A 14,127-nucleotide genomic window follows, 5' to 3' on the forward strand; every position below is an offset into this window, starting at 1 on the left:
GGCCTCGCCCGCTGATCCCTGCCCGATCGTCGATTGCTCGCGCGGACGCCCAGCCGCGCGCCCTTACACAACACCATAGCGCCCCACGGAGACACCCTACATGAACGCCAACGAAAAATTCATCGCTGCCACGGCCCAGGTGGATGAAGCCGCGATTGCCCCGCTGCCCAACTCGCGCAAGATCTACGTCGAAGGCTCGCGCCCGGACATCCGCGTGCCGATGCGCGAGATCACCCAGAGCGACACCCCCGCTTCCTTTGGCGCCGAGCCCAACCCGCCGGTCTTCGTCTACGACTGTTCCGGCCCGTACTCCGACCCCGCGGCCAAGATCGACATCCGCTCCGGCCTGCCCGCGCTGCGCCAGCGCTGGATCGAGGAGCGCGGCGACACCGAGGTGCTGCCCGGGCTGTCCTCCGAGTACGGCCGCATCCGCGCCGCCGACAGCGCGCTCGACGAGTTGCGCTTCCCCGGCCTGCACCGTGCGCCGCGCCGCGCCAAGCCGGGCGCCAACGTCACCCAGATGCACTACGCCCGGCGCGGCATCATCACGCCCGAGATGGAATACATCGCCCTGCGCGAGAACCTGAACCGCGAGCAGTACATCGCCTCGCTGCGCGCCACCGGCCCCAAGGGCCAGAAGATGGCCGACATGATGCTGCGCCAGCACCCGGGCCAGAGCTTCGGTGCCAGCCTGCCGCCGGTGATCACGCCCGAGTTCGTGCGTGACGAGGTCGCCCGCGGCCGCGCCATCATCCCCAACAACATCAACCACCCCGAATCCGAGCCGATGATCATCGGCCGCAACTTCCTGGTGAAGATCAACGCCAACATCGGTAACTCCGCGGTCACCTCCTCGATCGCCGAGGAGGTCGACAAGATGACCTGGGCGATCCGCTGGGGCGGCGACACGGTGATGGACCTGTCCACCGGCAAGAACATCCACGAGACCCGCGAGTGGATCATCCGTAACAGCCCGGTGCCGATCGGCACCGTGCCGATCTACCAGGCGCTGGAGAAGGTCAATGGCAAGGCCGAGGACCTGAGCTGGGAGATCTTCCGCGACACCCTGATCGAGCAGGCCGAGCAGGGCGTGGACTACTTCACCATTCACGCAGGGGTGCTGCTGCGCTACGTGCCGCTCACCGCCAACCGCATGACCGGCATCGTGTCGCGCGGCGGCTCGATCATGGCCAAGTGGTGCCTGGCGCACCACAAGGAGAGCTTCCTCTACGAGCACTTCGAGGACATCTGCGAGATCATGAAGGCCTATGACGTGGCCTTCAGCCTGGGCGACGGCCTGCGCCCGGGCTCGATCTACGACGCCAACGACGCGGCGCAGCTGGGCGAACTCAAGACCCTGGGCGAGCTCACCGACATCGCCTGGCGTCACGACGTGCAGGTGATGATCGAGGGCCCCGGCCACGTGCCGCTGCACCTGATCCGCGAGAACATGGACCTGCAGCTTGAGCAGTGCAAGGAGGCGCCCTTCTACACCCTGGGCCCGCTCACCACCGACATCGCGCCGGGCTACGACCACATCACCAGCGGCATCGGCGCGGCCACCATCGGCTGGTACGGCACCGCGATGCTGTGCTACGTGACGCCCAAGGAGCACCTGGGCCTGCCCAACAAGCAGGACGTCAAGGAAGGCATCATCACCTACAAGCTCGCCGCGCACGCCGCCGACCTGGCCAAGGGCCACCCGGGCGCGCAGATCCGCGACAACGCGCTTTCCAAGGCACGCTTCGAGTTCCGCTGGGAGGACCAGTTCAACCTCGGCCTCGATCCGGACAAGGCCAAGGAATTCCACGACGAGACCCTGCCCAAGGACTCGGCCAAGGTGGCGCACTTCTGCTCGATGTGCGGCCCGCACTTCTGCTCGATGAAGATCACCCAGGACGTGCGCGACTTCGCCGCGCAGCAGGGCCTGGATGAGGCCGAGGCGCTGAAGAAGGGCATGGAGGTCAAGGCCGTCGAGTTCGTCAAGAGCGGGGCCGAGGTCTACCGCAACGTCTGACCTGGCTTACGGGCGGGGTCGCGGCCGGCAAGCGGCCCCGCCCGTGCGCCGGGTTCGACCCAGATCAAGGTCGCGGACGTCATCATGGTCCATAGTCTACCTGGCTGTTCGCATCGGTTTTCGCGGACCCACCTTCCCCTACCAGGAGACGCCTCATGACTGCCATGATGAAAGCGACGGTCTTCGTCGCCCCCGGCCGCATCGAACTGGTCGACAAGCCGATCCCCGCGATCGGCCCGAACGACGCCCTGATCCGCATTACCACGACCACGATCTGCGGCACCGACGTCCATATCCTGAAAGGCGAATACCCGGTCGTGCCGGGCCTGACCATCGGCCACGAGCCGGTCGGCGTGATCGAGAAGCTCGGCAGCGCGGTGCAGGGCTACCGCGAAGGCCAGCGCGTCATCGCCGGGGCGATCTGCCCCAACTTCAACTCCTATGCCGCGCAGGACGGCGCCGCCTCGCAGGACGGCAGCTACCTGATCCCCTCCGGCCACTGCGGCGGCCACGGCTACAAGGCCACCGCCGGCTGGCGCTTCGGCAACCTGATCGACGGCACCCAGGCCGAGTACGTGCTGGTACCGGATGCCCAGGCCAACCTCGCGCCGATTCCCGACGGGCTGACCGACGAGCAGGTGCTGATGTGCCCCGACATCATGTCCACCGGCTTCAAGGGCGCCGAGAACGCCAACATCAAGCTCGGCGATACGGTGGTGGTGTTCGCCCAGGGACCGATCGGCCTGTGCGCCACCGCCGGCGCCCGGCTGATGGGCGCGACCACGGTGATCGCGGTCGACGGCAACGATCACCGCCTCGGCATCTCGAAGGTCATGGGCGCCGACGTGACGCTGAACTTCCGCAACTGCGACGTCGTCGGCGAAATCATGAAGCTCACCGGCGGGCGCGGCGCCGACTCCGCGATCGAAGCCCTGGGCACCCAGGCCACCTTCGAGCAGGCGCTGCGCGTGCTCAAGCCCGGCGGCACCTTGTCCAGCCTCGGGGTGTATTCGAGCGACCTGACGATTCCGCTGTCGGCCTTCGCCGCCGGCCTGGGTGACCACCGCATCAACACCGCGCTGTGCCCGGGCGGCAAGGAACGCATGCGCCGGCTGATGAACGTGGTCGCATCGAACCGCGTCGATCTCGGCGTACTCGTCACCCACACTTACAAACTCGACGACATCGTCGCCGCCTACGAGCTGTTCGCCAACCAGCGCGACGGCGTGCTGAAGGTGGCGATCAAGCCGAACTGATGCACCGCTGAACACGGCAACGAAAAGGGCGCCCGCGGGCGCCCTTTTCGATCCGCCGCGACGCGGCCCGGATCAACGCGCCGTTTCGGCGACGAAGATCTCCACGCGGCGATTCATCGCACGACCCGACGCCGTCGCGTTGTCGGCGATCGGCTGGCGCGAGCCGCGACCGTCGATCGCGATGCGCTGCGACGACACGCCGCGCGCCACCAGATAGTCGCGCACCGCGGCGGCACGGTTGACCGACAGCGGGTTGTTGATGGCGTCGGTGCCGGTGCTGTCGGTGTGGCCGACGATGGAGATGGTCGTGACCGGATGCTGGTTCAGGCTGTTCGCCAGGCTGTCGAGCACCGGGCGCATGTTCGGCTTGATGTCGTAGCGGCCGGTATCGAAGGAGATGTCGCTCGGGATATCGACCTTCAACTGGTTGTCGGCGGTCTGGCTGACGCCGATGCCGGTGCCCGCCGTCGCCTGCTCCATCTCGGCCTTCTGCTTCTGCATGTTCTGCGACCACAGGTAGCCGCCCGCCGCACCAATCGCGGCACCGACGGCAGCGCCCGTCGCCGTGCTCTTGGTCTTGTTGCCGCCCGCGGTCGCGCGGCCGATGACCGCACCGGTCACGGCACCGATGCCTGCGCCGATGCTCGTGTCGCGCTGGGTCTCGCTCATGTTCGCGCAGCCCACCAGCCCGCTCGCGGCAACGGTGAGCGCAGTCAGGGAAACGACGATCTTGTTCATGGTTCTCAGCCTCCGGATTTGTAACAGGCCAGTCGATTATGGGCGCGAGCCCCGACTCCACGCCTGTGGCAGTGTGCAACAAAGCATGACGACGGCCGATCAGGGATAACGCGATCAGCCGCGCAGCGCGTTGAAGATCGAGTAACCCGCCCAGGTCATCAACACCGATCCGCCGACATGCAGCGCGAGATGCAGCGCCAGCCAACCCGCAGCACCCCGCTGCAACAGGTGGAAGGCCTCCGCCGAGAACGTGGAGAAGGTCGTCAGCCCCCCCAGCAGGCCGGTCGTCAGCAGCAGTTTCAGGGCCGGGCTCATCGCCGGCCACGCCTGGACGAGCCCGAGCGCCACGCCCATCAACAGGCCGCCCACCAGGTTGGCCACCAGCGTGCCGAGCGGCACGAGGGTGAAGAGCGGATTGAGCCAGAGACCCAGCCCCCAGCGCAGCCACGCGCCGCACGCAGCCCCCAGGCCCACGGCAAAGAATGCAGCCGTCCCCATCGCTCCTGCCATCCCCTTGTCCCCCGTCCCGCCGACAAACCGCCGGCATGGGCCGCAGTTTACCCAAGCGCGGGACCGAGGGGCGGGATCGGCGCCCGAGGCACTCAGATGTCTGCCACCGCCGCCAGGTGGCTACCTGCCGCACGCATGTCGGCACCGCTCGGATGCTGGAACACGCGCAAGCCGAACTCCGGGATGATGGCGAACAGATGGTCGAAGATGTCGGACTGGGTCCCCTCGTATTCAGCCCAAACGGTCGTGTTGGCAAAGCAATACACCTCCAGCGGCAGACCGTCGGCCGTCGGTGCCAGTTGCCTCACCATCAGGGTCATGCCCTGATGCACGCCGGGGTGGCGACGCAGGTAACGCTCGACATAGGCACGGAAGGTGCCGATGTTGGTCACCCGCCGGCGGTTGACCACGTCGCGCTCGGCGCGCGGCAGCGTCGCATTCCAGGCCTCGAGTTCGGCCTCCTTCGCCGGCAGGTAGCCGTCGAGCAATGCGAAGCGATCCAGCCGGCGGCGCTCCTCGTCGGTCAGGAAACGCACGCTGTGCTGGTCGACGTAGAGACTGCGCTTGATCCGTCGCCCGCCCGCTTCGCGCATGCCACGCCAGTTGCGGAAGGAATCCGAGATCAGCTTCTTGGTCGGGATCGTCGTGATGGTCTTGTCGAAGTTCTGCACCTTCACCGTGTGCAGGGCGATGTCGATCACGTCGCCATCGGCGTTGAGCTGCGGCATCTCGATCCAGTCGCCCACCCGCACCATGTCGTTGGAACTGAGCTGCACACTCGCCACCAGCGACAGCAGCGTGTCCTGGAAGATCAGCATCAGCACCGCTGCCATGGCGCCCAGGCCGGACAGCAGGATCAGCGGCGAACGGTCGATCAGGCTCGCCACGATGAGGATCGCGGCGACGAGGTAGATGGCGATCTTGAGCACCTCGATATAGCCCTTGATCGGCCGCAGGTGTGCATCAGGGCGACGCCGGTAGAGCGCGTTCAGCAGATTGAGCGCCTCCGCCAGGGCCAGCGCCACCGTCAGCACGATGAAGGCGCTCGACACGTTCTCGACCACGGCAACCAGTGCCGCCGGCAAGGCCGGCACGGCGCGTATGCCAAGCATCAGCACCAGCGCGGGCACCACGTTCGACAGCCGCGACACCACGCGCAGGGGCGTCAGTTCGAGATCGTTCGCGACCACCACCGCGCTCAGCAGACGGCGCAGGCCGCGCAACAGGATGTGCTTCGTCATCCAGTTCGCAAGCCAGGCCACGAGTACCAACCCGACCACCACGACCACGGCATAGGCGGGCGGATGCTGTTCCAGCCAGCCGATGGCGACTGCCATGTCCTGCGTCATGCACACTCCCTGAAAGGCCGCCAAGGGCCAAAAAAACACATTCCGACCAAACAGCACGCACCGTGTTCCCCAGACGCGTCCCGCATCACGGCCGCCAGCCCCGTCGCGACAGGGGGATCGGCTACAATCCTGCGATTCCGTCTTTCAGTTCGCATTGCATCCGATGACCCCCAACGACAAGAAGGCCGACACCGCAGCCGTCGCGCCGAGCAACTTCATCCGCAGCATCATCGACGAGGACAACCGCTCGGGCAAATGGGGCGGCCGCGTCGAGACGCGCTTCCCGCCCGAGCCCAACGGCTACCTGCACTACGGCCACGCCAAGTCGATCTGCCTGAACTTCGGTCTCGCCGAAGCCTATGGCGGCGTCTGCCACATGCGCTTCGACGACACCAACCCCGAGAAGGAAGAGCAGGAGTACGTCGATGCCATCCTCGAGGCGGTGAAGTGGCTCGGCTTCGAGTGGGGCGAACACCTTTACTTCGCCTCCGACTATTTCGACCGCATGCATGCCTGCGCGGTCAGCCTGATCAAGGCCGGCAAGGCCTATGTCGACTCGCAGTCGGCCGAGGAAATGCGCGCCAACCGCGGCACGCTGACCGAGCCGGGCAAGGACAGCCCGTATCGCAATCGCAGCGTCGAGGAGAACCTCGACCTCTTCGCCCGCATGCGCGCCGGCGAGTTCGCCGAGGGCACGCACATCCTGCGTGCCAGGATCGACATGGCGAGCCCCAACATCAACCTGCGCGACCCGGCCATTTACCGCATCCGCCACGCCAGCCATCATCGCACCGGCGACGCCTGGTGCATCTACCCGATGTACACCTTCGCCCATCCGATCGAGGATGCGATCGAGAACATCACCCACTCGGTATGCACGCTGGAGTTCGAGGACCAGCGCCCGTTCTACGACTGGCTGCTGGATGCGCTCGCCACTGAGGGGCACTTCCCGCGCCCGCTTCCGCAGCAGATCGAATTCGCCCGCCTCAACCTCACCTACGTGGTGCTCTCCAAGCGCAAGCTGATCCAGCTCGTCAACGAAGGCCACGTCGCCGGCTGGGACGACCCGCGCCTGCCCACCCTCGTCGGCGCCCGCCGCCGCGGCTTCACCGCCGCCGGCTTCCGCCGCTTTGCCGAACGCATCGGCGTCTCCAAGGCCGACTCGTGGATCGACATGAGCGTGCTGGAAGAATGCATGCGCGACGACCTCAACGAGGCCGCCGAACGCCGGGTCGCAGTGCTCGACCCGTTGAAGCTCGTCATCACCAACTACGCCGAAGGCACCACCGAGCTGTGCCAGGCGCCCAACCATCCGCTCAAGCCCGAACTGGGCAAGCGCGACATGCCCTTCGGCCGCGAGCTGTGGATCGAGCGCGAGGACTTCATGGAGGAGCCGGTCAAGGGCTTCCACCGCCTCTACCCGGGCAACATGGTGCGGCTGCGCTACGGCTTCGTGGTGAAATGCACCGGCTGCGAGAAGGATGCTGCGGGCAACATCACCGCGGTGCTCGCCGAATACATGCCCGACTCCAAGTCCGGCACCCCCGGCGCCGACAACTACAAGGTCAAGGGCAACCTGCACTGGGTGTCGGTGGCGCACGGCTACGAGGCTGAGGTCCGCATCTACGACCGCCTCTTCGCCCATCCTCACCCCGGCCAGCGCCGCGAGGGCGACGCGCCGGACACCGAGCGCGACTTCCTCAACGACATCAACCCTGACAGCAAGCGCGTCATCACCGCCTACCTCGAGCCCGCGCTCAAGGACGCCCGCGCCGAGGACCGGTTCCAGTTCGAACGCCACGGCTACTTCGTCGCCGACCGCGTGGACTCGAAACCCGGCGCGCCGGTGTTCAACCGCACGGTCACGCTGAAGGATTCGTGGGCCAAGGGCGGGAAGTAAGTCAGGTCGGAAAGGAGAGCGAGGATGGCAACGAAGGGTTCGACCGATACGATAGCCGCCTCGCTCGTGCGCCGTTGCAGCCGCCCTGCTCGGGTCCAGGAGCATGCTTTTGCCACTCTCGGCACGAGGATCCCGCCGGTACCGTGCGGGGTATTCCTTCTGCAGGCTGCGGAACTCGCCCTTCGGGCTCGGACAGTCCTCGCCTGCGCCAGGAACACCCCGCACCGCCCCTGCCCGCGCTTCCGGGTTTCGTCGGCCCAGCACAACCTCCTGTCGGCGTCCCCCCTGAGTTTCGGACGGCGCAAGCGGTTCCGGGATGCGTACGTGGTGTTCGTGGAGAGGCGAGGACTGTCCGAGCGAAGCGAGTTCCGCAGCCTCGTAAGGAACATCACGTACGCATCCCGCGCACAAGCCTGAGGCATCACCACAATGAGCGTCCCGAAGTACCACGAACTCATTCGCCCCCTGCTCGATCTCGTCGCCGATGGACGTCCTCGCAACCTGCGAGAAGCGTCGCAAGAGCTTGCAGAGCAACTGCAACTTACCGACGACGACCTGGCTGAAACCCTCCCCAGCGGTTACCCGCGATACCTGAACCGCGTCGGCTGGGCGAAAAGCGATCTCAATAAGACAGGTCTCATCGAGAGCTGTGGTCGCGGCTTGTTCCGGATCTCGGCAAAAGGTCGTGCTGCGCTCCCTGAACTCCCGGGCCAACTCGATCGAAAGTACTTCGAGGCCCGCGGGATGGGGAGTTGGAAAGCCGTCATAGCTCAGAATGCGCCCGATGCAGCACCAGAAGCACGCGCCGACGAGACCCTGACCCCGGAAGAGCAGATCGACGAAACGCTGACTGAACTCCAGGACACGCTTGAACAGGAGGTCCTCGCGCAGCTTCGGTCAATCAGCCCGGCGAGCTTCGAGCGCTTCGTCGTGCGTCTGCTGGCGGCCATGGGTTATGGCGTCGGTGAAGTGACGGGCCGTTCCGGAGACGGTGGAATCGATGGCGTGATCTACGAGGACCGGCTGAAACTGGACCGGATATATTTGCAGGCGAAGCGTTGGGCCGATGCGCCGGTCGGTGGGCCGGAGATCAACGGTTTCCTCGGTGCCTTGGCCAAACATGGTGCCGATCGCGGGGTGTTCGTGACCACCAGTAGATTCACTCAAGACGCCAGACGAGCGGCAGAGCTTCCGCATCTGCGACTCGTCCTCATCGATGGAGAGGAGCTTGCCCGGCTCGCTGTGGAACACAACGTCGGCGTGTCGATCAAGCGCAAGATCGAATTGAAACGCCTGGACACAGACTTCTTCGACGACCTCTGATACCGCTCCGCCATGAAAACCCTCCGCCGCCTGGTTCCTCTCATGATCGCGATCGCACTCATCGGCGCGGCAGGCTGGTGGCTCACCCGTCCGAAGCCGGTTGCGGTCGTGGTGCATGAGGTCGGCCGCGGACTGGTCGAGGCGACGCTGTCGAACACCCGCGCCGGCGAGATCGAAGCCTGCCAGCGCACCAAGATGGCGACCATCGTGGGCGGGCGCATCGATTACCTGGGGGTGAAGGAAGGCGACCGGGTCGAGGCCGGGCAGGTGCTGATGCGGCTGTGGCATGGCGATCTGGACGCGCGCCTGGCGATCAACCAGGCGCAGCGCGCCACCGCGCGCCAGCGCGTGCAGGAGGCCTGCACCGTGGCCGACAACGCCGAACGCGAGGCCGCGCGCCAGGCGCAGCTCGTCAAGCGCGGCTTCGTGTCCGCCAGCGCCGAGGAGAAGGCCCGCACCGAGGCCCGCGCGCGCCGCGCGGCCTGCGACACCGCGCGTGCGGATGTCGCCACCGCGCAGGCCCAGCTCACCGCCACCGAGACCGAGCGCCAGCGCCTGGTGCTGGTCGCGCCCTTTGCCGGCACCGTGGCCAAGATCAGCGGCGAACTGGGCGAGATCTCCATCCCCTCCCCGCCCGGCGTGCCGACGCCGCCGGCCATCGACCTGATCGACGACTCTTGCCTGTACGTGAAGGCGCCGATGGACGAGATCGACGCACCCAAGATCCGCCCCGGCCAACCGGTGCGCATCACCCTGGAGGCGATGGCGGGCACGGTGTTCGAAGGCCGGGTCAAGCGCGTCGCGCCCTACATCACCGCGGTCGAGAAGCAGGCCCGCACCGTCGAGGTGGACGTCGACTTCGCACGCCCGGACGAGGCCCGTGGCATGCTGGTCGGCTACAGCGCGGACGTCGAGATCGTGCTCGACACCCGGCCGGACGTGCTGCGCATCCCGACCGCCGCGCTGCGCGAAGGCCGGCGCGTGCTGGTCGAGCAGAACGGCGTGCTGGTCGAGCGCAGCCTGCGCACCGGCCTGTCGAACTGGGAACAGACCGAGGTCGTCGAGGGCCTGCAGGCCGGCGAGCGCATCGTCACCTCGCTCGAGCGCACGGGCGTTGCGCCCGGCGCACGCGTCAGCGTCGAATCCGTCACCCGCTAGCGCACAGCCACCGGATCGCGGGCAGACATGGCGCAGATCGAGCTCGACGGCATCAACCGCATCTTCCAGCTGGGCGACAGCCAGGTGCATGCGCTGTGCGATGTGTCCTTGCGCATCGAGGCCGGCGAGTACGTCGCCGTGATGGGGCCTTCCGGCTCGGGCAAATCCACGCTGCTGAACCTGCTCGGCCTGCTCGACCGCCCCAACAGCGGTCACTACCGGCTGGAAGGGCGCGACGTCACCACGCTCTCCGCCGACGAGCAGGCCGCGGTACGCAGCGCCCGCATCGGATTCGTGTTCCAGAGCTTCCACCTCGTGCCGCGGCTCACCGCGGCCGAGAACATCGCCCTGCCGCTGATGCTCGCCGGCATGCCGGCCCACGAACGCAACGACCGCGTGGCTCAGGCGCTGAAGGACTTCGGCCTCGGGGCACGCGCCAACCATCGGCCGGACGAGCTCTCGGGCGGACAGCGCCAACGCGTGGCGATCGCGCGCGCGACCATCATGCGGCCCGCGATGCTGCTGGCCGACGAACCCACCGGCAACCTCGACCGCACGACCGGCCAGGAGGTCACGGCCCTGCTCGAGGCGCTGAACGCCGCCGGCATGACCCTGATCGTGGTCACCCACGACCCGACCATGGGCGAGCGCGCCCGCCGCCGGGTGCTGATGGAAGACGGCGCCATTCGCCAGGACGTGCGCCGCGCCCCGGAACCGGCATGAGCCCGGCCGACACGCTGCGCTTCGCCAGCCGCGCCGCGCTCGGCTACCCGCTGCGCACCGCGCTGATGGTGCTGGCGATGTCGATCGGCGTGGCGGCGGTGGTGATGCTCACGGCGCTCGGCGACGGCGCCCGCCGCTACGTCGTCGAGGAATTCTCCGCACTCGGCGCCAACCTGCTGATCGTACTGCCGGGCCGCACCGAGACCGGTGGCGTCAATCCGGGCAGCTTCGTCAGCAGCACGCCGCGCGATCTCACCAACGACGATGCCGCGGCCCTGCTGCGCGTGCCGCTGGTGCAGCGCGTCGCGCCGCTCACCGTGGGCAACTCCGAGATCTCGGTCGGCGGCCGCCTGCGCGAGGTCATGGTGGTCGGCACCACTGCCGACTACCTCGACATCCGCGGTTTCGGCGTGGCCGGCGGTCAGTTCCTGCCGCGCGAGGACTTCGGTCGCGCCACGGCGGTGGCGGTGATCGGCGAGACGATCCGGGCCGAGCTGTTCGGCAACCAGAACGCCATCGGTCGCATGATCCGCCTCGGCGATCGCCGCCTGCGCGTGATCGGCATCATGGGGCCGGCAGGCCGCGGGCTAGGCATGAACTCCGACGAGCTGGTGCTGGTGCCGGTCGCCACCGCACAGGCGATGTTCAACACCAACGCCCTGTTCCGCATCATGGTCGAGACCCGTGGCCGCGAGGCGCTGGCGCCGGCCCAGCGCCAGGTGGAGGACCTGCTGCGCGCCCGGCGCGACGGCGAGCTCGACTTCACCGTCATCACCCAGGACGCGGTGCTCGGCACCTTCGACCGCATCCTCGGTGCGTTGACGCTGGGTGTCGCCGGCATCGCCGCGATCAGCCTGGCGGTGGCCGGCATCCTGGTCATGAACGTGATGCTGGTGGCCGTCACCCAGCGCACCGGCGAAATCGGCCTGCTGAAGGCGCTCGGTGCCAGCGCACGCGCAATCCGTCTCGCCTTCCTCGCCGAGGCCGGGCTGCTGTCGCTGGCCGGCGCGCTGACCGGGTTCGCGCTCGGTCACGCGGGGGCGTGGGCCATACGGCTGGCCTTTCCCGCCCTGCCGGCCTGGCCGCCCGACTGGGCCGTGGCCGCGGCGGTGGGCACGGCGCTCGCCACCGGGCTGCTGTTCGGGGTGATGCCCGCACGCCTCGCGGCTGCACTGGATCCGGTGCAGGCGCTGATGAAGCGGTGAGCGCGATGCGCTGGATCGACTTCCTGCACCTCGCCCTGCGCTCGGTCACCGCGCACCGCATGCGCAGCGGCCTGACGCTCGGCGGTATCGCCGTCGGCATCGCCGCGGTGATCCTGCTGACCTCGATCGGCGAGGGCCTGCACCGCTTCGTGCTGCAGGAGTTCGGCCAGTTCGGCACCAACGTCATCGAGATCAACCCCGGCCGCCAGGGCCCCCGCGGCGGCCCGCCCGGCCTGCCGTCCACCGCGCGCGACCTCACCCTCGACGACGTCGCCGCCCTGGCCCGCCTGCCGCATGTGCGCCACGTCACCGGCAACGTCAGCGGCAACGCCGAGGTGCGCGCCAACGGCCGTGTGCGGCGCACGATGGTGCTCGGCGTCGGCCCCGACATGCAAGCGGTGTACGCGATGCGGGTGCGCGTCGGCCAGTTCCTGCCGCCCGACGACAGCGACAGCCCGCGCGCCTTCGTGGTGCTGGGGCCCAAGCTCAAACGCGAGCTGTTCGATGCCGGCAATGCGCTCGGCGAGCGGGTGCAGATCGGCGACGAGCGCTACCGGGTCATCGGCATCATGGAGGAGAAGGGCCAGTTCCTCGGCATCGACCTCGACGACACCGCCTTCATCCCCACCGCACGCGGCCTTGCCCTGTTCAATCGCGATGGCCTGATGGAGATCGGCCTCGACTACGAAGAGAACGTTCCTGCCGCCCGCGTGGTCGAGCTCGTCAAGGGCAGCCTGACCGCCCGCCACGGCCGCGAGGACTTCACCATCCGCACCCAGGAGGACATGCTCGCCACGCTGTCCAACATTCTCGGAATACTCACCGCGGCAGTCGGTGCCCTTGGCGGTATCTCGCTGCTGGTGGGTGGGGTCGGCATCGTCACCATCATGACCATCGCAGTGTCCGAGCGCACCAACGAGATCGGCCTGCTGGTGGCACTCGGGGCGCGCCGGCGGACCATCCTCGGGCTCTTCCTGGGCGAAGCGGTGGTGCTGGCTGCGGCCGGTGGCGCGGTCGGCCTCGCGATCGGCGCCGGACTTGCCCATCTGCTCGGGCTGATGGTGCCGGCGCTGCCGGTGAGCACGCCGTGGAGCTTCGTCGTGGCGGCCGAACTGCTGGCCGTGTCGATCGGACTCGCGGCCGGGGTTCTGCCCGCACGCCGCGCAGCCCGCCTGGACCCGGTGGAGGCCCTGCGTGCAGAGTGAGCCTCGCCGCCACACCGCCGCCGTCCGCCTTGCACGGGCGGCGACGCTGGTGCTCGGCCTGCACGCACCCGCCGCCATGGCCGCCCCCGCCCCTTGGTACGTCTGGATCAGCAGGATCGATGGACGCCCGTTCTGCACCCAGTCCGACCCGGGCCCCGGATGGACACGGAGCCGCGGCCCCTATCGCGACAGCCAGTGCCACATGCCGCACGAGACGCAGCCACGGCCGCCCGGTGCCCGCCCGCCAGCCCTTGACGCAGGTCAACCTTCGACCATTTCACCCGGCACCCCACGCACCAGCGACTAGACTGGAATCAGTTGGCGTCCGTGAATTTCGTCACGAACATGCGGCGATACAGGCAATACACGCCATAAACGAACTCACGGACCGTTCTGCACCATTGAAGGAGACTGCCATGAGCATCATCGACTCCCCGATCGGGCGCTGCGAAGCCGTCCACGAGATGGTCCTGCTGGACGAGACGCAACAGGAATGCGCCTGCGAGCACGGATGTCCGCCTGGGTTCGACTGCCCGCTGGCCGGCTACTTCGCCGAGGTCAGCGGACTGAGCGAAGTGGACGCCGAAGTGATGAAGCATGCGGGCACCTGCATGAAGATTCCAAAGGAACGCGCCCGCATCGCCGCCTGAGGCGGCCCACCGTTTCACCCTGCGCCCGGCTTACGGGGTCGCGCAACGCAAGGCGCGCACCCGGTAAGCCGGGCGCAGTCACGTCGCGCGGGT

General features: G+C 67.8%; 12 protein-coding genes. 9 read left to right on the top strand and 3 right to left on the bottom strand.

What is annotated here, in order from left to right:
• Nucleotides 1-100: 100 nt before the first annotated feature.
• Together thiC and AC731_RS10945 are read left to right on the top strand one after the other, a co-directional pair.
• On the top strand, nt 101-2,017 hold the full coding sequence (gene thiC, locus AC731_RS10940) for a phosphomethylpyrimidine synthase ThiC (RefSeq protein WP_004293502.1): 1,917 nt from the start codon (nt 101-103) through the stop codon (nt 2,015-2,017).
• Between the two features lie 155 nt (nt 2,018-2,172).
• Nucleotides 2,173-3,273 (top strand): NAD(P)-dependent alcohol dehydrogenase, encoded by a 1,101-nt coding sequence (locus AC731_RS10945; protein ID WP_048706022.1) that lies wholly within the window; start codon nt 2,173-2,175, stop codon nt 3,271-3,273.
• A 72-nt stretch (nt 3,274-3,345) separates the two neighbouring features.
• Here the strand turns inward: AC731_RS10945 and AC731_RS10950 are convergent, their stop codons facing one another.
• From AC731_RS10950 to AC731_RS10960, 3 genes are all read right to left on the bottom strand, one after another.
• A complete protein-coding gene (locus AC731_RS10950; RefSeq protein ID WP_004293505.1) occupies nt 3,346-4,011 on the bottom strand; it encodes a YiaD family glycine zipper/OmpA-like lipoprotein in 666 nt (221 codons plus the stop codon).
• Nucleotides 4,012-4,125: 114 nt separating this feature from the next.
• Nucleotides 4,126-4,509 (bottom strand): fluoride efflux transporter CrcB, encoded by a 384-nt coding sequence (gene crcB / locus AC731_RS10955; protein WP_048706024.1) that lies wholly within the window; start codon nt 4,507-4,509, stop codon nt 4,126-4,128.
• Between the two features lie 104 nt (nt 4,510-4,613).
• The gene (locus AC731_RS10960; RefSeq protein ID WP_048706027.1) at nt 4,614-5,870 is read right to left on the bottom strand and encodes a mechanosensitive ion channel family protein; all 1,257 of its coding nucleotides are present in this window, start codon (nt 5,868-5,870) and stop codon (nt 4,614-4,616) included.
• 163 nt (nt 5,871-6,033) lie between these two features.
• Between AC731_RS10960 and AC731_RS10965 the strand changes: the two genes are divergently transcribed.
• The 7 genes from AC731_RS10965 to AC731_RS11000 all read left to right on the top strand — a co-directional run bounded on the left by AC731_RS10965 (nt 6,034) and on the right by AC731_RS11000 (nt 14,034).
• On the top strand, nt 6,034-7,770 hold the full coding sequence (locus AC731_RS10965) for a glutamine--tRNA ligase/YqeY domain fusion protein (RefSeq protein ID WP_048706028.1): 1,737 nt from the start codon (nt 6,034-6,036) through the stop codon (nt 7,768-7,770).
• 429 nt (nt 7,771-8,199) lie between these two features.
• Nucleotides 8,200-9,093: a restriction endonuclease gene (locus AC731_RS10975; RefSeq protein ID WP_004292770.1), complete on the top strand. Its 894-nt coding sequence runs from the start codon at nt 8,200-8,202 to the stop codon at nt 9,091-9,093.
• 12 nt (nt 9,094-9,105) lie between these two features.
• Nucleotides 9,106-10,251, top strand: a complete 1,146-nt coding sequence (locus AC731_RS10980) for an efflux RND transporter periplasmic adaptor subunit (protein ID WP_004292771.1) — start codon at nt 9,106-9,108, stop codon at nt 10,249-10,251.
• Nucleotides 10,252-10,278: 27 nt separating this feature from the next.
• Nucleotides 10,279-10,974, top strand: coding sequence for an ABC transporter ATP-binding protein (locus AC731_RS10985; RefSeq protein WP_048706032.1), 696 nt, complete (start codon nt 10,279-10,281; stop codon nt 10,972-10,974).
• Nucleotides 10,971-12,179, top strand: a complete 1,209-nt coding sequence (locus AC731_RS10990) for an ABC transporter permease (RefSeq protein WP_048706034.1) — start codon at nt 10,971-10,973, stop codon at nt 12,177-12,179. The genes AC731_RS10985 and AC731_RS10990 overlap by 4 nt, the downstream gene beginning before the upstream one ends.
• A gap of 5 nt (nt 12,180-12,184) precedes the next feature.
• The gene (locus tag AC731_RS10995; protein WP_048706036.1) at nt 12,185-13,384 is read left to right on the top strand and encodes an ABC transporter permease; all 1,200 of its coding nucleotides are present in this window, start codon (nt 12,185-12,187) and stop codon (nt 13,382-13,384) included.
• Between the two features lie 416 nt (nt 13,385-13,800).
• Nucleotides 13,801-14,034, top strand: a complete 234-nt coding sequence (locus AC731_RS11000; RefSeq protein WP_048706038.1) for a hypothetical protein — start codon at nt 13,801-13,803, stop codon at nt 14,032-14,034.
• Nucleotides 14,035-14,127 lie beyond the last annotated feature (93 nt).

The organism is Thauera humireducens, from assembly GCF_001051995.2.
Lineage (GTDB): Bacteria > Pseudomonadota > Gammaproteobacteria > Burkholderiales > Rhodocyclaceae > Thauera > Thauera humireducens.

Bases quoted from the DNA above. Each gene is read 5' to 3' on its own strand.
- thiC (WP_004293502.1), top strand. From the start codon at position 101: ATGAACGCCAACGAAAAATTCATCGCTGCCACGGCCCAGGTGGATGAA.
- AC731_RS10945 (WP_048706022.1), top strand. From the start codon at position 2,173: ATGACTGCCATGATGAAAGCGACGGTCTTCGTCGCCCCCGGCCGCATC.
- AC731_RS10950 (WP_004293505.1), bottom strand. From the start codon at position 4,011: ATGAACAAGATCGTCGTTTCCCTGACTGCGCTCACCGTTGCCGCGAGC.
- crcB (WP_048706024.1), bottom strand. From the start codon at position 4,509: ATGGGGACGGCTGCATTCTTTGCCGTGGGCCTGGGGGCTGCGTGCGGC.
- AC731_RS10960 (WP_048706027.1), bottom strand. From the start codon at position 5,870: ATGACGCAGGACATGGCAGTCGCCATCGGCTGGCTGGAACAGCATCCG.
- AC731_RS10965 (WP_048706028.1), top strand. From the start codon at position 6,034: ATGACCCCCAACGACAAGAAGGCCGACACCGCAGCCGTCGCGCCGAGC.
- AC731_RS10975 (WP_004292770.1), top strand. From the start codon at position 8,200: ATGAGCGTCCCGAAGTACCACGAACTCATTCGCCCCCTGCTCGATCTC.
- AC731_RS10980 (WP_004292771.1), top strand. From the start codon at position 9,106: ATGAAAACCCTCCGCCGCCTGGTTCCTCTCATGATCGCGATCGCACTC.
- AC731_RS10985 (WP_048706032.1), top strand. From the start codon at position 10,279: ATGGCGCAGATCGAGCTCGACGGCATCAACCGCATCTTCCAGCTGGGC.
- AC731_RS10990 (WP_048706034.1), top strand. From the start codon at position 10,971: ATGAGCCCGGCCGACACGCTGCGCTTCGCCAGCCGCGCCGCGCTCGGC.
- AC731_RS10995 (WP_048706036.1), top strand. From the start codon at position 12,185: ATGCGCTGGATCGACTTCCTGCACCTCGCCCTGCGCTCGGTCACCGCG.
- AC731_RS11000 (WP_048706038.1), top strand. From the start codon at position 13,801: ATGAGCATCATCGACTCCCCGATCGGGCGCTGCGAAGCCGTCCACGAG.